The organism is Microbulbifer aggregans (assembly GCF_001750105.1).
GTDB lineage: Bacteria > Pseudomonadota > Gammaproteobacteria > Pseudomonadales > Cellvibrionaceae > Microbulbifer > Microbulbifer aggregans.
Genome location: NZ_CP014143.1, coordinates 1875878 through 1898429, shown reverse-complemented (window position 1 = coordinate 1898429; position 22552 = coordinate 1875878). Strand labels below are relative to the sequence as shown.

Below are 22552 nucleotides of genomic sequence, written 5' to 3'. Positions count from 1 at the left end.
CAATCGCTTGAGTCGGGACGACTGGAGTTTTCAGGGGTGGCTCAAAGCCATTTTCGCCAGCGGAAGACCAGCACCTGTAGCACAACAGCGACCAGCAACAGGCCACTGAAAATCAGGAAAGCACCGGGGTTGTCCGCCCCCGGTATCCCACCGACATTGACTCCCAGAAGCCCGGTGAGAAACCCAAGCGGCAGAAAGATGGCGGCAACCACCGACAGTACATACATCCGGCTGTTGAGCTGCTCGGAGTTGCGGCTCAGCAGCTCCTCCTGAGTCACAGCCGCCCGTTCCCGCACCGCATCGATATCCTCGATATGCCGTTGTAAGCGATCACTGACTTCACGCAAGCGGATACGGCTGCTCTCGTCGAACCAATCGACCTTTTCCACCAGCAACCGCGAGAGCGCTTCCCGCTCTGGTGCCAGGTAACGGCGCAGGGTAATGGTCTGCTTGCGCAGCTGTGCGAGTTCCGACCGCAGGCTGCCGCTGCCAGGCTCAAGGAGACGGTCTTCCAGCTCATCAATGGAGCTCTCGAACCCCTCGACCGTATCGCTCATCCGCCAGACAAGCAGATCCGTCAGGGACACCAGCAACTCGGCCGCGCCACGAGGACCGCGGCCCGCTTCCAGCGACTCCAGCAAATCCCCCACGGACAGTAAACGGCGCTTGCGGGTACTGATAATGCGATGCTCTTCAACCCAGAGGCGGACGGAAACCATATCCTCCGGCTGGGACTGCGGGTTCAGGTTGACCCCGCGCAAGGCTATCAGCAACCCTTGGCCTACCGGCAAAGTGCGCGGGCGGGTTTCCTCTGTGAGCAGGGCCTCCGCCACCAGCGGATCCAGATCGCTCTGCTGTTCCAGCCAGTCGCGAACCGGTTCGCGGCTGTAGTCAAAATGCAGCCACAGGACACCCTGGGAAGGCTGCCAGTGCTGGACTTCGCTCCAGTCGAGATATCGGCCACCGCCATGCCGGTCCAGCAAATAGGCATGGATCAAACCGAACTCTGTCGACTGCACTGCTTCACCCTGCGCCTGCATTCCCGGCTCCCGTGGCTTTTATTTTCAGTTACGCGGAGATCTGAGCGTCATCACTCTCGGCCCAACAGAAGCCTGGCCGAGCGAGTCTCGCCCGGGGCTAGCTCCCAACTATCGGCTAATGCATTACCGTGCTCGACACAGACAAACTCACGATAGTGTGCGCCGACATCCGGCAGGGTCGCTGCGAGCTCCTTGCCCGGATTCCAGGTAATCACCGTGTCGCAACCCTCACTACTCGTAGTGATAGGGCTCGCTTCCTGTATCTGTTGCCTTGCGGGTGCGCCTTCGAACACGCGATCGACTTCTCCCAGGAACGTCAGCACACCCTCCAACTTACCCTTGGCGAACCCGCGGGTGTTATCGAGATATTCCCCTCCCTCGAGGCCCATCACCGCCACGGACTCAATATCACCAATAGCAAAATACGTGTGCCAGGCCCAGCTGTACATCGCTGCCGCTGCACCGAGATTCTGCAGCTCCAACTCCAGCTGCAAGGTTTTGCCAAGGACCATCCTGTAGCGGCAATGGAAATCCGATTTAAACAGTGCATCGGCCGCATGGTGGTAAGTAAACACCAACTCAACTTCGCCATCAGGCAAAGTCCCAGCACTCTCCAGAGCCCAGGGGCGGGTGCGGACCAGACCGTGTTTGGGCTTGCTTTTATCCGGGTGTATACCAAACCAGGGCAGACAGAGTGGGATACCGCCGCGAACGGCTTTACCCGGTGCGAACCCGGCCACCGGACTGAGCCATAGCAACGGTTCCTCGCCCTCAGCCTGAAACTCCAGCAGCTGCGCGCCCTGCTGTGCGATTACCGCACGGCACAGTGGAGTCTCCACCACATAGAGGGGCAGGCCGGGCTTCCCATACAGTGCGCCGCTATCGGTCTTCCGTACAGCACTAGAGCTTGCGACTTCAGTCATGATTTTTCTCCACCTTGCTCAAGTGCGCCAGCGCTGAGGCATTAACTTCCCAATGCTGACCATCAAAAGGTTCTATCCGCGTTCCTTCCGGAATCTCATCCAGGCAGCGCAGGTTGATACTGTAACCATCGGGGTTGGAACGGGGGACATAATAGGATTTCACACCACAGTGGCGACAGAAGTAGTGCTTGGCCACTCCAGTGTTGAAGGTGTAACAGCTCAGGGCATCACTACCCTGCAGCAATTCAAAATTTTCGGCAGCGACGATCAGATGCTGGAATCCCACCATCTGGCACATGGAGCAATTGCACTCGTGGGCCACCGGCGCCTGGCCAGCGTTCGTCATCATGGTCGCGCGGAAGCGCACAGCACCGCAGTGGCAACCCCCTCGCAACGGCCAATCACTTTGGCTCATGGTGTGCTTCCCCATCGACGTGATCAAACAGCGGCCGCCCCCAGAGTAACGTCATCATGCCCAGGGCCAGGAGCAGATGGAACCAGTTCATGCGAGCAAGCCCCAGGAGCTTGGAAGGCCCAGTGCCAATAACCGTGGAAGCGATAATTACAAGTACCGGACCTGAGGCCAGCAACAGCGCCTCGCCGCGACCGAGCCGATGCCCGCGCAAACGTGTCAGCAACGCCACCGCGAGCCAGCCGGCAAGGCCGATACTGGACCAGAGCGAGCTAACGGAACCGGGAGGAATGAGTCCGGATTCCATGACGCCCAACGCAGAGCCAGCGAGCAGCACCAGCGCCGCATAGGCCGGCGCACGGGTCTGGCGGCCGATCGCGGGCACAAAGTAAACCCACAAAAGGGCCAAGCCGACGCTGGAGAATGTCAGGAAACCGGAAAGGCGGGACAAAGCCCGGTGCAGCTCCGTTATCTGGGGATCAACACCATAACGGTAAGCGCCAACAAAGGCCGCCAGAGCGAGACACAGACAACCGGCCACCACCAGCAGCGCCGGAGATTGCGAGCGCTCCCGGGCCAGATACCAATATTGATTGGCTACCAGCAACGCTGCCAGCGCCAGCAAGACTTCCGCCAGCCAGTAACTGCTGCCCAAGAGCAACCTCCGTCGAGACCAGTGTCATTCGAATGGTCTCGATGATAACTGAAGTGGACTGGAGGTCACAGCGAGGCAAGTCAACAGGGAAAGAGGAGCGGAAAAAGAAATGCCCCGGGAGGACCGGGGCATTCTGTTGGGAGGCAGATTCAGCATCCGCCGATCGAGAGTCGCCCCTCTAATTGAGGGGCGCGGACGATCAGAAGTCCATACCGACAGACAGCTGGATTCGGCGGGGCGCGTAGTAGTCACGCGGCTCACCGTAGTCAGAGAAGTCCGCGTACGGCTGGATGTTGTAACCAGTCTGGTTGTCAAACAGGTTGAACAGGTCCGCGCGGAACTTCAGCGTGTAGTCCTGATATACATTCCAGTACTGGGAATAGCTCAGGTCCATCTGCCAGTGGCTCGGGCTGCGACGGCTGCCCGCCTTCTCGGCGTAGCGGTTGGTTCCAGAGGAATAACCGTAGATGGAACCGTCCCAGGTTTCCCAGGGCTGACCAGACTGATACACGAGGTAAGCACCAACATTAGCGTTCCAGTCCAGGGTGTACTGGCCGAACATCTTCAGCAGGTGCGGCTTGTCACCCGCGAGTGTACCTTCCTTGTTATCCCAGATCTGACGACCTTTACCGTCCGCCAGGTAAGAGGAACCGATGAAGGTATTGGCATCGTTGGTGTAAGTCGTGTTGTCCTGGTCGAAGTTACCGGTGTAACGGCTACGCGTATAGGACGCATTCAGGTAGGTACGGTCACCAGTCCATGACGCCTCCATGCTGAACTCCCAATACTGGGTATACGCATCATCCAGCTCGGCAATCACGTATGTGGAACCACTGCCGATCTGATCAATCATTTCGGACAGGTTATCGATATAGGGCCCCTTGGCCGCAATATCATCCGGTACACACTGATCCAGATCCGGACCGTAGCAACCATACTCGCGCGACCAGTTCCAGGTGTCTTCCCAGAAGTGGGAACCCTCGCGGTAACGAACATGGGAGCGCAGGCTGATACCGTTATCGAACTCTTTTGTCGTACCCAGAGTCAGCTCGTCTACGCGACGTGGATCCAGGTCATCGGCAAACAGCTTACCGGAGGAGCCTTCACGCGGAGTGGAGCTGATGTAGTTACCGTTCTGATCCCAGTAGACATCCAGTGTCGCGCGGCTGTTACGATCCCAGGAAGCTGCTCGCGCCAGAGAGCTTGCGGCCGGGTTGTACTGGGCAAAGTTGGCAAAGATAGTGTCCTGGTCATTGTATGCCCAGGTCACACCGAGGCGCGGCTGGATCATATCTTTCCAGTCCACCTTGTACATCTCGTACTTGTTGCCCGGTGCCGCTTCGTAGCCCGACAGGGTATCGGCCTCACGCAGGCCCTGACCGTACAGGGTGTCCTGGCTGATCAGGAAGCCGACATCAAAGATAAAGTCGCCCCAGCTGATGGAGTCGTTGATCTCGAAGTTCTGTGACTCGGTGTAGGAGCGAATCGAGGGCACCCGGGTGCCACTTTCGGAAACCAGGCTCATCTGTTCGGTGCGACCGATGAACCAGGCATTATCCGGGGCGTCGGCATCTGCAGCACCGTCGATCACACTGATGGAGCCCCAGCCATTGGACAGGCGCGCCAGGTCTTCTTCACCTTCGGAATACTGGTAACCAATGTGGAATTCGTGGGTGGTTGAGCCCCACTCGAGAGTATGGTCCAGCGCCATCTCGAAGCTGGTGCGATAGAAGTTCTGTACGTTGATCAGGGAGTAGGCGCCTACACCACCACTACCAATACGTTCGCCCGCATCATTCACGTAGCCATACTGGTCGATGAACGGCTGTACAAAGTCATTCCACGCCGCATCATCTGGGCGCGTATTGGGGACACTGAAGTAGCCCATCTGGTCCAGATTGGCCAGGTCCAGGGACTGTCCGTAGGCAGGGGTTACGCCCAGCATGTTATCCGGCAGGCCCGCAGTTTCCAGTGCGTAATCGCTAAGCTGGAAAGTAAAAGTGGTGTCATCGTTGATCAGCCAGGAGCCGTCCACGGTCAGGATGTCCTGTCCGGACTCCTCACCCACGGAGACAGAATCAGCTTCGTTGAAAGAAATAGAAGCACCTTCGGCAACACGGTCAGACGTGCGGTAGCCAACATTCAGCAGCACTTCGTCGATCGGAGCCCAGGTGAGCTTGCCATAGTATTCGTCCCGCTCACTCAGATAGTCCTTGGCCGGACCGTAAGCGGTCTCCTTATTCTGGCGCTCAGCGCGGGGGCCGTAATAGGAGCCATAGAAGAACAGCTGGTCCTCGATGATCGGACCACCCATGTTGGCAGTCATCCAACTCAGGTCAGTCTGGGAGCGGGTGCCAGCATCGGTCTCCGCGCGCATCCCCTTATTCTGGAACTTGTACTCGACACTACCGGTATATTCGTTGGTACCGGCCTTACTCTTGGAGTTAACGGTAATACCGCCGGAACGGTTGAAACCGACCGCGCGAGAACCACCACGCTCGACAGAGAACTGCTCAACGTCCTGGCTGGAAGGCTCTGCAGAGAGGGTACCGAACATCGGCAGGGTGACGTTTACCCCGTCAAACTTATAAACGTTGTCCTGACCACTACCACCGGCACTGGGACCGCGCACGGAGTTCTGGGTGTACTGGACACCGGGGGCCAGCTTGATCAGATCACGATAGTCCTGGCCGATCGGCAGGCCTTTGATGATGTCTGAACCGATAGCATCAGAAAGGGAAGAGTTACCGCCTACGGTGATTACCTGGCCGGTAACAACCACCTGCTCGAGATCCCCCTGAACTTCTGGCGACAGGTTGACGTCGACGACGGTCATCTGATCCAGTAGTACTTCTGCCTGCACAGTGCGGGTGGTGCCATCATCGGCAGTAAATGTCAGGTTATAGATGCCCGGAACCAGGGCGGGCAGCTTGAACTCGCCATCTTCGTCAGTAGTGGCGGTACGGGACCGAGGCATCACCTTACTGGAGGCCTTGACGGTAACACCAGAGGCTTCGATACCCTTATCGAGGAACACCTGGCCCTCGATGGTGCCGACCTGCTGTGCCATAACAGTGGCAGAGAAGAGTGTACCTGCGGCAACAACGGCAGCGCGCGTGAGCGAGCCCACTCCGGCAACCGATTTGCTCAGTTTCTTTTGTTGGAACATGAGAAAGTCTCCCAGACAGTTTTTTGTATTTATGCTGCTGGAGCGAATACCTCTCGCCCCCAATCCTCGGCCCAGCTACCGTCGATGGCTGTAGTGCTTGTGCTGCCCATGGGGTTTCCCCTCCCCACTTTTGAGCCTGTACCCCTCTCTCAGGCTCTGTCACCACAAGCAAAATACTTTATGTGCTGGATTATTTTCAGAAGGAATATCTTATTCCTCGCCAGCATTGTGCGAAAAAAATTCGCGCACGGCGAGAGGTAGGTCATAAAAATTTCAAAAAAATATCTTCGAAATACAGAAAAGTCAGGACAACCTGTTCAACAATCATGCAAAAGGTTATTTCAGGACAACTTTTGTATCAGTTTGTCATTTTTATTTGAGGAATGTTGCGCCAGCTATTCCTCTTTTAGAAGCGCTAGAGGAATAATTTCTTGTCTGATTTTTGATCCACCTGGATGATGCGCGACCAAATCCGCTATTTTTCACACGCCTTTTAGTGGTGCGCTAGCCATTAGATGACACGAATTGCGCGCCAGAATAGCGCACGAGGAATAAATTAGTCACCGGCCCTTTATCCAACAGAGAAACAGGAAAGCGGCAGGCGCAAGCGATCCAACCTGCATCCAGTATTTCCCGGACATAAAAAAACCCGGCGTTGCCGGGTTTTTTATCAGTGCGCGGGTTGAGTCGCGCACCTGGGCTGAGCCCGGGTGAATCACTCCTCGCCAGAGGACTGCTCACCCGCCTGCTCGGCCTGATCCGCCTTTGCTTCCTTGATGGAGAGCTTGATGCGGCCGCGCTGATCGACGTCCAGCACCTTGACGAACACCTTCTGGCCTTCGCTCAGGTAGTCGGTCACCGCGTTTACGCGCTCTTCGGCGATCTGGGAGATATGTACCAGACCGTCTTTACCCGGCAGGAAGTTCACGAACGCGCCGAAGTCGACGATGCGCACCACGGTACCTTCGTAGATAGCGCCGATCTCGGCTTCCGCGGTGATTTCCTCAATGCGGGTAACCGCCGCTTCCAGGCTCTCACCGTCTTCACCGAAGACCTTCACAGTGCCATCGTCTTCGATATCGATGGAAGCACCAGTTTCCTCAGTGATGGAACGGATAGTTGCACCGCCCTTACCGATCACGTCGCGGATCTTGTCCGGGTGGATCTTCAGGGTGGCGTAGCGCGGAGCGTTCTCATTCACAGTGGAACGGGACTCGCCGATGACCTTGTTCATTTCCGCCAGGATGTGCAGACGCGCGTGCAGGGCCTGCTCCAGAGCGGTTTCCATGATCTCTTCGGTGATACCTTCGATCTTGATGTCCATCTGCAGCGCGGTCACACCGGAGGCGGTACCCGCTACTTTGAAGTCCATGTCGCCGAGGTGGTCTTCATCACCCAGGATATCGGTCAGAACCGCGTAGCCATCGTCTTCTTTGACCAGGCCCATGGCAATACCGGCAACCGGCGCCTTCAGCGGCACACCGGCGTCCATCAGCGCCAGGCTGGAGCCACAGACAGAAGCCATGGAGCTGGAACCGTTGGATTCAGTGATCTCGGAAACCACACGCAGGGTGTACGGGAAGCTCTCCGGATCCGGCAGTACAGCGGCGATACCGCGGCGCGCCAGACGGCCGTGGCCGATCTCACGACGACCGGTAGCGCCGACACGACCCGCCTCACCTACAGAGTAGGGAGGGAAGTTGTAGTGCAGCATGAAGTAGTCTTTGCGCTCGCCTTCCAGGGCGTCGATGATCTGCGCATCGCGGGTCGCACCGAGAGTGGAAACGACCAGAGCCTGGGTTTCACCTCGGGTAAACAGTGCGGAACCGTGGCCTTTCGGCAGCACGCCAACTTCTACGCTGATCGGGCGCACGGTCTTGGTGTCGCGACCATCGATACGGGGCTCACCACGGACTACAGCGCCACGAACGGTTTTCTTTTCCAGCTTGCCGAAGTAGCTCTTGACGGTACCTTCGTCCACTTCTTCGGTAGCCAGCGCTTCAGCGGCTTCGTTACGCAGCTCGCTCAGGCGAGTGGTACGCTGCTGCTTGTCGGTAATTTTGTAGGCTTCAGCCACTTTGGCGCCGAACTGGCTTTCCAGGGCGGACTTCAGTTCTTCGTTGACCGCTTCCGGCTGCCAGTCCCAAGTGGGCTTGCCCGCTTCGGCTTTCAGCTCTTCACAGACTTTAACAACCGCCTGCATTTCCTGGTGAGCGAACAGTACCGCACCCAGCATGATGTCTTCCGGCAGCTCCTTGGCCTCGGACTCCACCATCAGAACCGCGTCTTTGGTACCGGCTACGACCATGTCCAGCTCGGAGTTCTTCAGCGCGCTGTAAGTCGGGTTCAGCAGGTAGCCGTCTTCCTGGGTGTAGCCCACGCGAGCAGCACCAATCGGGCCGCCGAAGGGGATACCGGAGACAGACAGAGCGGCGGAGGTGCCGATCATGCCGGCAATATCCGGATCCACATCTTTTTCAGCGGACAATACGGTGATCATCACCTGTACTTCGTTCATGAAGCCGTTCGGGAACAGCGGACGGATCGGACGGTCGATCAGACGAGAAGTGAGTGTTTCCTTCTCGGACGGGCGGCCTTCACGCTTGAAGAAGCCACCGGGAATTTTGCCGGCCGCGTAGGCCTTTTCCTGATAGTGCACGGACAGCGGGAAGAAGCTCTGATCAGGCTTGGCCTCTTTGGCACCAACAACGGTACACAGCACCACGGTTTCGCCCATGGTTACCAGCGCTGCACCAGTAGCCTGGCGCGCGATGCGGCCAGTTTCGATGGTGACTTGCTGATTTCCGTACTGGAAAGTTTTGCTTACTGGATTCACTAGTTTTTTCCTATTTCCTCACGGTTACTGGCCCATTCCAGCAACCCCTACAGTTTTCCCGCGGGTATGTTTGTACATCTTTGATCAACAGACCCGAGGGCCAGCGCACAATGACGCTGGAGCCGGCAGGCGCCGGCATTGCACTGGAAAGGGATGGTTTGACTTCTGCCGCTGCCCGGCCTCTGTTCACAACATCCGACGCAGCGAGCCCATCACTTTCCAGAAAGCAATTAGAAGAATGCCCGCCAGAGGCGGGCATTCAGGAGTCTTAGCGACGCAGGCCGAGCTTGGCGATCAGCTGTGCGTAACGGTTCAGATCCTTTTTCTTCAGGTAGTCCAGCAGCTTGCGACGCTGGTTTACCATGCGGATCAGACCACGACGGGAGTGGTGATCCTGCTTGTGTGCAGAGAAGTGGCTCTGCAGCTTGTTGATGTTGGCAGTCAGCAGGGCTACCTGAACTTCCGGAGAACCGGTATCACCTTCAGACTGGCCGTGCTCTTTCAGGATGGCTGCTTTTTCATTTGCAGTCAGTGCCATAACGAAATACCTCGTCGTAATATGCTTAGAAGATTCGGCTGGCCCGTGCATATTTACAGACCAGCTAGTCGCTTTGCGGGAATCCCGCGTTGGCTCCCAGTACACGTGACCGATTCGGCCTCGCGTAACTAGTTGCCGCTTACCAGACGTCGCGGGGCGACCCGCCCGTCATCAGTAATTTCACCTACGCCCAGAAATTCACCACTTTCCAGGAAGAGGCGCACCATATCACCTTCTTGGCCGATACGGTAGACCTGCAAATCCATCACCGGCTGCCCCTGACGCACATAGTAACCGGAGTCTTCCGGCAGGGTCATTTTCGGCAGACCGGAAGCCGGGGCATCCATCGGCAGCAGGTAGTGATCGAGCTCCTCCGCTCTGCCCTCTCCCCGCTCCTCGGCCAGCTCGTCCAGAGTCACGGCATCCTCTTCCCGGAAAGGACCGGCAGCACTGCGATGCAGCTTCTCCACATAGGCACCAACGCCCAGTGCGGCGCCCAGATCCTCAGCGAGACTGCGCACATAAGTGCCCTTGGTGCAGTGAATCTCCACTTCGGCCCGCGGCTGGCGGCCCGGAGTAAAACTGAGCAGCTCGTATTCGAAGATCTCAACTTCACGGGCCTGGCGCTCCACTTCGACGCCCTGGCGAGCCAGCTTGTACAGCGGCTGACCCTTGTGCTTGAGGGCGGAGTACATGGACGGCACCTGGCTGATCTTGCCGCGGAACGGGGCCATGGCCTCGCGCACCGCCTCTTCGGTCAGACCCGAGGCATCTTTGGTAGAGATGACATTGCCATCGGCATCGCCACTGTCGGTGGCCATGCCGAAACAGAAGGTACTGCGATAGCGCTTGTCGGCATCCAGCAGGTACTGGGAGAACTTGGTCGCCTCACCAAAACAGATCGGCAGTACGCCGGTGGCAAGGGGATCCAGCGCGCCGGTATGGCCAGCGCGGTTGGCGAAAAACAGTCTTTTGGCTTTCTGGAGGGCGTCGTTGGCGGTGATACCGGTGGGCTTGTTCAGCAACAATACCCCGTTCACCGGCCGGCCCCATTTAGGTCTGCGGCCCATGCTTACTCTTTGTCGTCGCCGTCGTCGCTGGATTGGTGGGAGCGATCGGCCTTGACCGCCTTGTCGATCAGCGCCGACAACTGCTGGCCGCGTACGGAAGTCTCGTCATAGCGGAACTGCAGACGGGGCACGCTGCGCATCTGAATGACGCGAGCCAACTGGCTGCGCAGGAAGCCTGCGGCACGATTGAGCACTTCCATGGAAGTGTTGATCTTGGCCGGGTCGTCTTCACCGACAAGGGTCACAAAGACCTTGGCCGAAGTCAGATCACGGCTGACTTCCACGTCGTTGACGTTGACCATGCCGACACGCGGATCGCGCACTTCCATCTGGATCAGCTGAGCCAGTTCACGGCGCATCGCATCGGCTACACGGTCGGCACGGTGGAATTCTCTTGCCATCTGTTACCTATTTCCAATGGCGGCTTGCAATCGCGCCGCGGCCAGTGACCGCAGCGCGACGATTGTTGACCCGAGTTTAGAGTTCGCGGGCAACCTTGACGATATCGTAGACCTCAATCTGGTCACCGGGCTTGACGTCGTTGTAGTCCTTAACGCCAATACCACACTCCATGCCGTTGCGGACTTCCTGTACGTCATCCTTAAAGCGACGCAGGGATTCCAGCTCGCCCTGGTAGATCACCACGTTGTCGCGCAGTACACGGATCGGCTTGTTGCGGTGGACGGTACCCTCGGTAACCATACAGCCGGCGATGGCGCCAAACTTCGGCGAGCGGAACACGTCGCGCACTTCGGCGATACCGACGATCTCCTCGCGGACTTCCGGCTCCAGCATACCGGACAGCGCCTGCTTTACTTCGTCCAGCAGGTTGTAGATCACGCTGTAGTAGCGGATCTCCACGCTCTCGGTTTCTGCCAGCTTGCGCGCTGCCACATCGGCACGGGTGTTGAAACCGATGACGATAGCACCGGAGGTCAGGGCCAGGTTGATGTCGTTTTCGGCGATACCGCCGACACCGCTGGACACCACGTTGACCGATACTTCTTCGTTACCGATATCCGCCAGTGCGGACAGGATCGCTTCCAGGGAACCGCGTACGTCGGCCTTGATGACCACTGGCAGTACCTTGCGCTCGCCCGCTTCCATGTCAGCAAACATGTTCTCGAGCTTGGCGGCCTGCTGGCGCTGCATGCGCTCACGGCGCTCCTTCTCGGCACGCTGCTCGGCCACTTCACGGGCCTTACGCTCATCGGCCACGACCATAAAGTCGTCACCGGCATTGGGCGTGGAGTCCAGACCCAGCAGCTCAACCGGAGTAGACGGGCCGGCCTCCTTGACGCTCTGGCCCAGCTCGTTGGTCATGGCGCGAACGCGACCATAGCTCTGGCCGGCCAGCACGATATCACCGCGCTTCAGCTCGCCGCTCTGTACCAGCAGGGTCGCGACCACACCGCGGCCCTTCTCCAGACGGGATTCGATCACTACGCCGCGGGCCGGAACACCGACCTCGGCCTTGAGCTCGAGCATTTCCGCCTGCAGGGAAACCGCTTCCAGCAGGTCGTCGATGCCCTGACCGGTGTGTGCGGACACCTCGATAAACTGGGTATCACCGCCCCAGTCTTCCGGGATCACGTCCTTGGCAGCCAGTTCGTTCTTCACCCGATCCGGGTCAGCCGCTTCTTTGTCACACTTGTTGATTGCGACAACCAGCGGCACGCCCGCCGCCTTGGCGTGCTGGATGGCTTCTTCGGTCTGCGGCATCACGCCGTCATCGGCAGCCACCACCAGAATGACCACATCGGTAGCCTGGGCACCACGGGCGCGCATGGCGGTAAACGCCGCGTGTCCGGGAGTATCCAGGAAGGCAACCTCACCCTGGCTGGTCTTCACCCGATAGGCACCGATGTGCTGGGTGATGCCACCGGCTTCACCGGAAGCCACCTTGGTCTCGCGGATGTAGTCCAGCAGTGACGTCTTACCGTGGTCAACGTGACCCATCACGGTCACTACCGGCGCACGGCCAACCTCTTCACCCTTGGCCTGGGAAACTTCAGCCACCAGGCTCTCTTCAAGCTCGTTTTCGGAGCGCATGACCACTTTATGGCCCAGCTCTTCGACGATCAAAGTCGCGGTGTCGCGATCGATAGCCTGGTTGATAGTGACCATCTCGCCCATTTTCATCAGGCGCTTGATCAGCTCACCGGCCTTCATATTCAACTGCTTGGCCAGATCGCCTACGGTGATGGTTTCGCCTATCTGTACTTCGTACACCTGCTTTCCTGTCGGCCTCTTGAAGCCGTGTGTGTTCTTGATTTTCAGCGTAGGACGGGACAGGGAACGCGTGCTGCGTTTTTCAGCCTCGTCGTCCTCAAAGGCCTCCAGAGCCTGCTCGTAGAGCGCGGTCTTGCTGGACTTCTTGGGTCCGCCTTTGGGCGCCTTGCGTCCGCGACGCTTGCGGGGCTCCTCGTCCTCGTCCTTTGTGGCGGGAACGGAAACAGTTTCCATCTTGCGACGCAGTGACGGCTTCTCGGCAGCGGCTTTCTTCGCCTTTGCCTCACGCTCTTCTTCGGCGCGCTTACGCTCTTCTTCCAGGCGAGCCTTCTTCTCTTCGAGCTCTTTGGCCTCTTCCTCGACCTGCTTCTTGCGACGCTCCATGGCGGCAATACGCATCGCCTCGATATCGTCGACGTAAGTGGAGCGGACCGGAGCCGCAGGCTTCTCCTGCTCGCCGGCTGTTTCGGCCTTTTCAGCGGGTGCTTCAGTCTCCGCTGCTGCCGCTTCCTCAGCCTGTTTGGCGGCCTCAGCTGCAGCCTTGGCTTCAGCTTCCTCTTGTGCAGCCTTCGCTTCGGCTTCGGCACGAGCACGCTCGGCCTCAGCTTGTTCGGCGCGGGCTTGCTCCAGCTCGGCCTGGACGCGATCCAGCTCCGCCTGAGTGGGCTCAGGCGCAACGGCTTCCGCCTCGCCTTCTGATTCCGGGCGCTTGACGTAAGTCCGCTTCTTGCGCACTTCCACATTCACGGTTTTACGGCCGGTGCCAGAGCCGGTTTTCAGCGTGGTGGTGGTCTTGCGCTTCAGGGTAATCTTACGCGGAGCAGCGCTCTTCTCCCCGTGACTGCTTTTCAGGAAGTTGAGCAGGACCTGTTTCTCTTCGTCCGACACCACCGCATCTGCAGAGGTATGGGGCAAACCCGCTTCCTTCATCTGCTTGAGCAGACGTTCTTCGGTGGCACCAACCGATTTGGCGAGTTCGCTAACTGTTACTTCGGCCATTCTCTCTCCTAAAAGTCACTTGAGCGGAGGGGATTTATCTATTTCATTGGCGCATCTCTGCGCTTACGCCTGTTCGCCGGCGTCGTCCGCGAACCAGGGCTCGCGCGCTTTCATGATCAGCGCGGCAGCGCGCTCCTGGTCGACACCGTCGATTTCCAGCAGGTCATCAACCGCCTGCTCGGCGAGGTCTTCCATGGAGGCGATACCCCGGCTGGCCAGCTGGTAGGCCAGCTGACGATCCATCCCTTCCATATTCAGCAGGTCTTCCTGCGGTTCGGAGGCATCCAACTGCTCCTCGGAGGCCAGCGCCTGGGTCAACAGGGCATCCTTGGCACGGGCGCGGAGCTCTTCGGCGATTTCCTCGTCGAAGCCCTCAATGCCCAGCATTTCTTCCAGCGGTACGTAGGCCACTTCTTCAAGAGTGGTGAAGCCTTCATCCACCAGTACGCCAGCCACATCCTCGTCGATGTCCAGGCGCTCCATAAAGGTTTCCATGACGGTGCTGGATTCGGCTTCCTGTTTGGACTGCCACTCCTCGACACTCATCACGTTGATCTGCCACTGGGTCAGTTCGGACGCCAGGCGCACGTTCTGGCCGCTGCGGCCGATGGCCATGGCGAGATTCTCTTCCGCCACGGCAACATCCATAGAACCGGCATCTTCATCAACGACGATGGACTCGATCTCGGCTGGAGCCATGGCGTTGATGACGAACTGTGCCGGGTTGTCGTCCCACAGAACGATATCGACACGCTCGCCAGACAGCTCGTTGGAGACCGCCTGTACGCGCGCACCACGCATACCGACACAGGCACCGACCGGGTCAATACGGCCATCGTTGGTGGTCACGGCGATCTTGGCGCGCAGACCCGGATCGCGGGCTGCGCCCTTGATCTCGATAACCTCTTCAGCAATTTCCGGCACTTCAATGCGGAACAGCTCGATCAGCATCTCCGGGCAGGAGCGGCTCAGCATCAGCTGCGGGCCGCGGGCCTCCGGCTGGATTTCCAGCAGGATGGCGCGCACGCGGTCACCCATGCGGAAAATCTCGCGACCAACCAGCTGGTCCCGGGGCAGGCGCGCCTCGGCGTTATTGCCCAGATCCACGGCGATAAAGTCGCGGGTCACTTTCTTGACGGTTCCGCTCACCAGATCGCCGACGCGATCGCGGTATTCCTCGACCACCTTGGCACGCTCGGCTTCGCGAACCTTCTGCACGATGACCTGCTTGGCGGTCTGGGCGGCGATGCGGCCAAACTCCACGTTTTCTACCTGCTCGCGGTAAACGTCGCCGGCCTTCAGCTCAGTATCTTTCTCGTGAGCCTCTTCGAGGGTGAACTGGGTACCCAGTTCGGCCAGGGTATCGTCATCCACAACTTCCCAGCTGCGGTAGGTCTCGTAGTCACCGCTGCGGCGATCGATGATCACCTCAATAGTGGAGTCCTCGTCGTAGCGTTTCTTGGTGGCTGTTGCCAAAGCCGCCTCGATCGCCTGGAAAATAATTTCCTGGTCAACGCCCTTCTCGTTGGAAACCGCTTCGGCTACCAGCAAGATCTCTTTGTTCATGCAGCTGCCTCTTTCAAAAACGCTACTAAAAGCTGTTTCAACCGCGCTTACGCCGGCTGTTACTTGAACTGGGGAATAATGTTGGCCCGCTCGATGCTGTCGATGGGCAACAGGTATTCGTTTTCGTCGTCAATGCGCAGGACCACTTCCTCGCCTTCCACACCGGCGAGCAGGCCGCGCCACTTGCGCTGCCCTTCCAGCGGCATGCGCAGGCGCACTTCAATCTGGTGACCGACAAAGCGCTGATACTGCTCCAGGCGGTAAAGGGGACGATCCATACCGGGCGATGACACCTCCAGGGTGTACTTGCCGGTGATAGGGTCTTCCACATCCAGCACCGCGCTCGCCTGGCGGCTGACCTTTTCGCAGTCTTCCACCGTCACGCCGTCTTCGCCGTCGATGTAGATGCGCAGCAGCGCGTTGCGTCCGTGGGTCTGATATTCGATCCCCCACAGCTCACAACCCAGCGAAGCCACTACGGGCCCCAGGAGCTCTTCCAGCTGTTCGCGCTTACTAGTCATTTCCGTCACCACAAACAAAAAATGGGCTGGGAAGCCCGCACCACGGTCCGAATGACAAACCGCGGCGCCTACTTCCGGCCCATTCGGAAACCGTATCCTGCAGATACGAAAAAGCCCCTAACAGGGGCTTCTAACGCGCACCTGCGCCTGTACGCAGATGCAGAATTTGGTAGCGGGGGCAGGATTTGAACCTACGACCTTCGGGTTATGAGCCCGACGAGCTACCAGGCTGCTCCACCCCGCATCAACTCTCTGAAAAGCGAAGCCTGGTTGCCTTCGCTCCCCTGCGGCCAGTTGCCTAACCGCTCAAGAGGCTGCGCATTCTAGGGGGCAGATCTGATTGAGTCAAGCCGTGTTTGGCATTTGATTACACATCGGCCCCCGCGACCCGATTCTTATTATAGGAGCAAATCCGCGCAGCACCCGGACTATCTACCCGCCCAGCATCTCACCCACCGACCCAGCGAAAAGTCCGCCGAATCCGCCAAAGCTTGTTGATAACGATTCTCATAATCAATATTATCCGCACCCACATGTTCAGGGCGACGGATTCCGTCCGGCCAAAAGCGCCCAGTCGCAACACAACCGATAACAGGATTCACCATGGATACTCGCAAAGCTTCTCTGGCGCTGGCCATCGCCCTCGCCCCACTCACAGCTCTCGCCCAGGAACGAGGCATCGAGGAAGAAGTCGTGGTCACGGCCAGCCGTACTGAAAAGCCCCTGAATGCGATTCCCAATACCGTCACGCTAATTGACGAAGAAGAACTGTCCCAGCAGATGGCCGCCACCAGCGACCTTTCCACCATTCTTGGCAACCTGATCCCGAGCTTCTCGCCCAGCCGCCAGAAGATGACCAGCTCCGGTGAAAGCCTTCGCGGCCGCAAGCCGCTGTACCTGATTGATGGCGTGCCGCAATCCAACCCGCTGCGGAACGGCGGTCGCGACGGCCACACCATCGACCCGCTGATGCTGGAAAGGGTTGAGGTCATTCACGGCGCCAACGCCATCCACGGTATGGGCGCGTCCGGCGGCATCATCAACCTGATCACCCGCGCCCCCAGCGACGAGCTTCAGCAAAGCCTGCGGGTTGAATCCGTCCTGCAGCCTGAAGAGCCCGGCGATACCCTCGGCTATAACGGCAGCTACAGCCTTACCGGAAAAGTCGATGCCGTTGATGTGCTCGCCAGCGTCAGCTACCGCAATACGGGCATCAGTTACGATGCCAACGGTGAAGTCGTCGGCTTCGATAACACCCAGGGCGACACCATGGACAGCGACTCCATCAACACCTTTGTAAAGACCGGTTACAGCTGGGACGACCAGCGTCTGCAGTTGACCGTCAACCACTACCTGGTTGAAGGCAACAACAACTGGCTGAGTGTCGACGGTGATATCGATGCCGGTATCCCCACCACCGCCATTGAAGAGAATGTACCGGGCACGGCGCCTTCCAACGAAGTGACCACCATCAACCTGCAGTACACCAACGAGGATGTTCTCGGTCACAAGCTGCGCGCGCAGGTGTTCTCACAGGATTTCGCGGGCACCTACGGCGGCGGGGCATTTGCCACCTTCCAGGACCCGGCCTTCGGCGAGGCAATCTTTGATCAATCCCAGAACAATTCGGAAAAACGCGGCCTGAAACTCACCCTGATCAAGGATCAGATCGCCGGCGCCCCCGTGAGCGTTGCCTATGGCGTCGACCTCTTGGAGGATGAAACCTGGCAGCAACTGGTGCAGACCGGCCGCGCCTGGGTGCCAGCCACCCAGTACGAGAACGTCGCCCCCTACGCTCAGGCGGAATTCACCGGCATCGACCGCCTGACCGTCACCGCCGGTGTGCGTCACGAAATCTCCGAGCTGAACGTGGATGATTTCACCACCCTCTACTCCTACAACGGCGGCCAGTTCGTGCAGGGCGGTAACCCTGAGTTCAGCGAGACACTCGGCAATATCGGCGCAACTTACGCCATTAATAATGCCTGGAGGGTTTATGCCAACTACTCCGAAGGTTTCTCCATGCCCGACGTGGGTCGGGTACTGCGCGGAATCAACCAGCCAGGCCAGGATGTGGAGAGCTTCCTCGACCTGAAACCCATCCTGACCCAGAACGAAGAATTCGGTATTGAATTCAGCGGTGAGAAAGTAGCCGCCCAGCTGGCCTACTACACATCCGACTCCGATTTCGGCCAGCGTCTGGCACTCGGCGCAGACGGCGTCTACAGCGTCGCGCGCGAGCAGACCGAAATCGACGGCGTGGAGCTGCGCGGACAGTGGTTTGCCACTGATACCGACACCCTGGAAGCCCGCTACGCCTACACCGAGGGTCGCTATGACTCGGACGCCGATGGCAAGGTGGATACTGACCTGGACGGCCGCAACATCGCCCCCAACCGCTTCAACCTGAGCTGGTCGCGTAACTGGACCAACACACTGAGCACCCGGCTGCAAGCCAACTGGCTGCTCGATCGTGACTTCGAAAATAGTGCCGGCGACGTCACCAGAGAGTTCGACGGTTACGCGATCATCGACGCGACAGCCCAACTGGAGGCCCTGGGAGGAGAGTTTGCACTGGGCATCCAAAACCTGACCAACGAGGATTATTTCACTTACTACTCCCAGACAGCCGGCAATGACACCCGCAACTTCAAAGGCCTGGGCCGCAACCTGAGCCTGTCCTACTCACGGATGTTCTAAGCACTCATGCGGCGCAGCTTTTTCATTCTGCACAAGTACGCAGGCCTGACTCTGGGCCTGCTGCTTTCCCTGATCGGACTTACCGGCAGCCTGCTGGTGTTCGATCATGCCCTGGATGAAAAGTTGGCGCCGGAGACGGTCACCTTCGCACCCTCTAATAACCCGGCCAGTTACAGCGAGGTCCTCGCGGCAGCACAGGCCGCGGTGCCTGGGAACCCGCAACCGGTGCGGCTAATGACGCCGCGGCAACCCGGCAGCCCCCACGTGATCCGCTTCCCCTCACCCGAGGGCGCGCCGGGCCCCATCGAGGTCAGCGTTTCCCCCACCGACGCCGAAGTACTGGCAGTGCGCGGCTGGGGCAAATACACCATGTCCTGGATCTATCGGTTGCACTACACCCTGCTGGCAGGGAGCACTGGCAAGACCATCGTGGGATTGATGGGGCTGCTGCTACTGGTATTCTGTGTTACCGGCGTTGTTCTGTGGTGGCCGCGCAAGGGGCGCTGGAGGCGCGCACTTGTCATCCGACGCGACCGCAACCGCTTTCGTCTGTTCTTCGATCTGCATAAAGTCTTGGGCATTTACTTCCTGCCACTGCTGCTGTTGATCGCCTTTTCTGGCGTCACCATGGTATTTCCCAAGGAAGCGGACGCAGTGGTGGGATCACTGCTGCCGATGGAAGCACGCCCAACCCTGCCACGCTCTCGCACCGATCAGGGCACACCACTCGATCCGGAAACTATTGTCGCCCTGGGACATGAGGCGTTTCCGGGCGGAGAACTGAAGCGCATCTACTTACCTCGTGATGCCGGTGACACCTACGGCCTGAGTTTTCGCGCAGCGGGTGAGCCCTGGCAAAACTATGGCGCGAGCTTTGTACGCCTGGACCAGTACAGCGGCGAGATACTGCTGAAACAGGACGTCACCTCCATCCCCCTTGGCAACCAGGTCGTGCGCTGGCAATTCCCTTTACACAATGGCGATGCACTGGGACTGTTCGGCCGCTGGCTGATCCTGTTAACCGGCCTGGTGCCGTCGCTGCTATTTGGCACTGGCATTTATTTGTGGTGGAAAAAACACAAACTAAAAAGGGCACGGCATCAGGCCGCCCCTGCCCCGCATAAAGTACAAATCGCTGAAGTTTAGTTTTCGCAAATACTGATTCAACGCGCAGCACAGCAAATTCTCGAAAAGCTCGACTTCAAGCCAGCAATAAACTGTTTGCCAGGGATACTTGCAGACGGCCAGAACGGAATGAGCCAACCCGGACAGACTGAACCGGCCAGAGGTAAAGGGGGGACCGAATCGCCGGGCATCCACCTTAAAACCACACGCGGAAGAGCTTGGTAACGGGGCCGGAATTGAACCGACGGCCTTCGAGCGGCTATGCCATACTCAGGTGAAAAGCGAGCCCGACATATCGGGCCCTGCCTACGAAGTTGTAGGACTTGAATTTGGCAGTGGAGCCGGGTTTAAACCGACGACCTTCGCCCGGCTATGCCGGCCCGAGGTAAAAAGGGAGACCGAAACGTCGGGCATCCATCTCAAAACCACTGGCGGAAGAATTTGGTAGCGGGGGCCGGATTTGAACCGATGACCTTCGAGCGGCTGCGCCGTACTCAGGTGAAAGCGAGCCCGACATGTCGGGCCCTGCCTACGAAGTTGTAGGACTTGAATTTGGCAGTGGAGCCGGATTTAAACCGACGACCTTCGCCCGGCTATGCCGGCCAGAGGTAAAAAGGGAGACCGAAACGTCGGGCATCCATCTTACAACCACTGGCGGAAGAATTTGGTAGCGGGGGCGGAACTTGAACCGATGACCTTCGAGCGGCTGCGCCGTACTCAGGTGAAAAGCGAGCCCGACATGTCGGGCCCTGCCTACGAAGTTGTAGGACTTGAATTTGGTAGCGCGGTCAGATTCGAATAACGACCTTCGCCCGGCTTTGCCGGCCAGAGGTAGAGAGGGAGACCGATTCGTCGGGCACTTCTCTTAAAACCACTGGCGGAAGAATTTGGTAGCGGGGGCCGGATTTGAACCGACGACCTTCGGGTTATGAGCCCGACGAGCTACCAGGCTGCTCCACCCCGCATCAACTCGACCAACGAGCTCTGGTAACGCTTCGTTGGCTGGCGCTGGATGACCGAGCGCCGAAGAGGCTGCGCATTCTAGGGATGTGACGGCGGGAAGTCCAGACACCATCGCAATTTTTTTCTGACTCACCAATTCCGTGCCGCTCGAGCCAGCAGCCGTATCAGCAGATTCGTGCGAGTTTTAGTCGAGAGCCTACCCAGATCAAGATGCACAGATGCGCTGCAGTTGATAGGTCACCGGTCCAAGGGCCTCTTGCATGGCAAGTTTCAGACCCTCCAGGTACTCCCTCTGGGTTCCCCACCAGTTCACACCAACGGACCGGCCACGGTAAACGGTACTTTCCGCTGTCTCACGATTAGTGACAGAGAGGACCACCACTGCGGACTTTGAAGATGCAAGATTGTGCACATACGCACGCTTGACCACCACCTGCAAATCGCTTTCTCCCTGCGACTCTGTAATTTCTGGACCCAACCCCTCCAGCAACTCAAGCGCCACAGACCGAACGACCTGATTACCAATGCCGGTGAGCGGCGGAGATTTGACGCTCTCGTCGATCACGGCAATCGTTGCAGGACAATCACGCCTCTGCGCGGTAAGAGCATCTTCTCCAGCCACCAGCGGCAGTGGTCCGTCTCCGATCACAGTGTTGCTGACTTTAGTGGCGCAAGCTGGAATCCCCGTCAGCGCCACAAGCAGCAAAGCCAGTGCTGAACACCTGCTCATTAGAACACGTTGCCAAAGGTGGTATAGACAGGTGCATCACGGTGCTTGGAAAGCAACGTTCCATTTGGGCGGCGGGTAATGACCATCCCGTTCTCGGATTCTTCAAGCAGTTGAGGCGCTTTCGGATGCTTCCGCTTTTCACCTTCAGCCAGCTCAGGCAGCGGGTATTCCCCCATGAGGTCCTTCACGACCATATCAGCCAAGAGGGATGGCGCTGCCTGAACTTCCTCACGCAGCAGGGCTCCATCGTTGGCCAGCCAGACACTGCCATTGGGGTTGTAGCCAACCACGGACAGCGTTTTTGTGTCGAGGTTTGCCAGAGCCTTTTTCTTGTTCTTTTGATTCCGCGCCAGGGTGTTTTTCGCCAGTTCAGCATCCGTCGGATACCGTTGCTCGATACTCTGACGCTCAGCTTCCTTCTCACTCTCAGTCAGACGGCGAATACTGGCGTTGTGAGGATAAGACTGAATGGTTGCGGTATTGCTGTATATCGGCTTTGCCTTGGACTTACCCGCTTTACGGATTGCATCCTTATCATAAAGGGCGTACATCGCCACGAACTCAACAACCTCAGTTCCGGGCTTGAGGCTATACCGGGTATCCACCATCAGAACCAGATCTTCATCGACCCCCAAGACATAATCTTCCGGCTTTTTACCCGCTTCCAGCTGTTCCATAACCGGATTGACATCGCTAACCCAATCGATTCGTGAAGCGTTCTCGGCAAGCTGATGGTAGACCAGCGAACGCACATCCAGATCCAGCAATGCATTGCGGAAAGGCTCAACCATCTGTTCGGCATCCTGAGCACGGGAGTTGTTGACTGATGCATCGATCGCCGAACCCACCAGTGCACCCACAAGACCAAACTGAGCTCCAGCTGATCCCCCGCTATTGGAAGGCACAAATTCCTTGACCATTTCCTCCTGAGAGACCTGCGAAACCAATCGCATGGAACCCTTTCCCTGCACCGTCGCTGAGTCAAAGTTTTCATACGGTGTGGAAGAACAAGCGGTAACCAGCAGAACCGATACCACAAATAGAATTTTTTTGACCATGAAGCCATCCCCGAT

At 58.3% G+C, this 22552-nt stretch carries 16 protein-coding genes and 2 tRNA genes; 2 read left to right on the top strand and 16 right to left on the bottom strand.

Annotated features, from left to right (window positions below; translation table 11 throughout):
• Window positions 1–41: 41 nt before the first annotated feature.
• The 13 genes from zntB to AUP74_RS08180 all read right to left on the bottom strand — a co-directional run bounded on the left by zntB (window position 42) and on the right by AUP74_RS08180 (window position 16205).
• Complete coding sequence (gene zntB, locus AUP74_RS08240) at window positions 42–1040, bottom strand: zinc transporter ZntB (protein WP_069947159.1); 999 nt, start codon at window positions 1038–1040, stop codon at window positions 42–44.
• A 50-nt stretch (window positions 1041–1090) separates the two neighbouring features.
• Complete coding sequence (locus AUP74_RS08235; protein ID WP_069947158.1) at window positions 1091–1963, bottom strand: D-hexose-6-phosphate mutarotase; 873 nt, start codon at window positions 1961–1963, stop codon at window positions 1091–1093.
• Window positions 1956–2378, bottom strand: coding sequence for a GFA family protein (locus tag AUP74_RS08230; protein ID WP_069947157.1), 423 nt, complete (start codon window positions 2376–2378; stop codon window positions 1956–1958). The genes AUP74_RS08235 and AUP74_RS08230 overlap by 8 nt, the downstream gene beginning before the upstream one ends.
• Entirely contained in the window at window positions 2365–3030 is a 666-nt protein-coding gene (locus AUP74_RS08225) for a hypothetical protein (protein ID WP_069947156.1), read from the bottom strand. Before AUP74_RS08225 ends, AUP74_RS08230 begins: the two co-directional genes overlap by 14 nt.
• Before the next feature lie 199 nt (window positions 3031–3229).
• On the bottom strand, window positions 3230–6199 hold the full coding sequence (locus tag AUP74_RS08220) for a TonB-dependent receptor (protein ID WP_069947155.1): 2970 nt from the start codon (window positions 6197–6199) through the stop codon (window positions 3230–3232).
• Window positions 6200–6914: 715 nt separating this feature from the next.
• Window positions 6915–9035, bottom strand: a complete 2121-nt coding sequence (gene pnp / locus AUP74_RS08215; protein WP_069947154.1) for a polyribonucleotide nucleotidyltransferase — start codon at window positions 9033–9035, stop codon at window positions 6915–6917.
• 268 nt (window positions 9036–9303) lie between these two features.
• Complete coding sequence (gene rpsO, locus AUP74_RS08210) at window positions 9304–9573, bottom strand: 30S ribosomal protein S15 (protein WP_067085249.1); 270 nt, start codon at window positions 9571–9573, stop codon at window positions 9304–9306.
• A gap of 128 nt (window positions 9574–9701) precedes the next feature.
• Window positions 9702–10643 carry a tRNA pseudouridine(55) synthase TruB gene (gene truB / locus AUP74_RS08205; RefSeq protein ID WP_069947153.1) on the bottom strand — a complete coding sequence of 314 codons (942 nt, stop codon included), beginning with the start codon at window positions 10641–10643 and terminating at the stop codon, window positions 9702–9704.
• A gap of 2 nt (window positions 10644–10645) precedes the next feature.
• Window positions 10646–11044, bottom strand: coding sequence for a 30S ribosome-binding factor RbfA (gene rbfA, locus AUP74_RS08200; RefSeq protein WP_069947152.1), 399 nt, complete (start codon window positions 11042–11044; stop codon window positions 10646–10648).
• Window positions 11045–11120: 76 nt separating this feature from the next.
• A complete protein-coding gene (infB, locus tag AUP74_RS08195; RefSeq protein ID WP_069947151.1) occupies window positions 11121–13874 on the bottom strand; it encodes a translation initiation factor IF-2 in 2754 nt (917 codons plus the stop codon).
• A 63-nt stretch (window positions 13875–13937) separates the two neighbouring features.
• A complete protein-coding gene (gene nusA, locus AUP74_RS08190) occupies window positions 13938–15440 on the bottom strand; it encodes a transcription termination factor NusA (RefSeq protein WP_069947150.1) in 1503 nt (500 codons plus the stop codon).
• Between the two features lie 59 nt (window positions 15441–15499).
• On the bottom strand, window positions 15500–15961 hold the full coding sequence (rimP, locus tag AUP74_RS08185; RefSeq protein WP_069947149.1) for a ribosome maturation factor RimP: 462 nt from the start codon (window positions 15959–15961) through the stop codon (window positions 15500–15502).
• A 167-nt stretch (window positions 15962–16128) separates the two neighbouring features.
• Window positions 16129–16205 (bottom strand) — tRNA-Met (locus tag AUP74_RS08180).
• Between the two features lie 359 nt (window positions 16206–16564).
• Between AUP74_RS08180 and AUP74_RS08175 the strand changes: the two genes are divergently transcribed.
• Window positions 16565–18661 (top strand): TonB-dependent receptor, encoded by a 2097-nt coding sequence (locus tag AUP74_RS08175; RefSeq protein WP_069947148.1) that lies wholly within the window; start codon window positions 16565–16567, stop codon window positions 18659–18661.
• Window positions 18662–18667: 6 nt separating this feature from the next.
• A complete protein-coding gene (locus AUP74_RS08170) occupies window positions 18668–19807 on the top strand; it encodes a PepSY-associated TM helix domain-containing protein (protein WP_069947147.1) in 1140 nt (379 codons plus the stop codon).
• Between the two features lie 867 nt (window positions 19808–20674).
• On the opposite strand, the gene AUP74_RS08165 is transcribed toward AUP74_RS08170, so the two are convergent.
• The 3 genes from AUP74_RS08165 to AUP74_RS08155 form a co-directional block, all read right to left on the bottom strand.
• Window positions 20675–20751 (bottom strand) — tRNA-Met (locus AUP74_RS08165).
• 203 nt (window positions 20752–20954) lie between these two features.
• Window positions 20955–21479, bottom strand: a complete 525-nt coding sequence (locus AUP74_RS08160; protein ID WP_069947146.1) for a hypothetical protein — start codon at window positions 21477–21479, stop codon at window positions 20955–20957.
• Window positions 21479–22537, bottom strand: coding sequence for a hypothetical protein (locus AUP74_RS08155; RefSeq protein WP_158514551.1), 1059 nt, complete (start codon window positions 22535–22537; stop codon window positions 21479–21481). Before AUP74_RS08155 ends, AUP74_RS08160 begins: the two co-directional genes overlap by 1 nt.
• Between the last annotated feature and the right edge of the window lie 15 nt (window positions 22538–22552).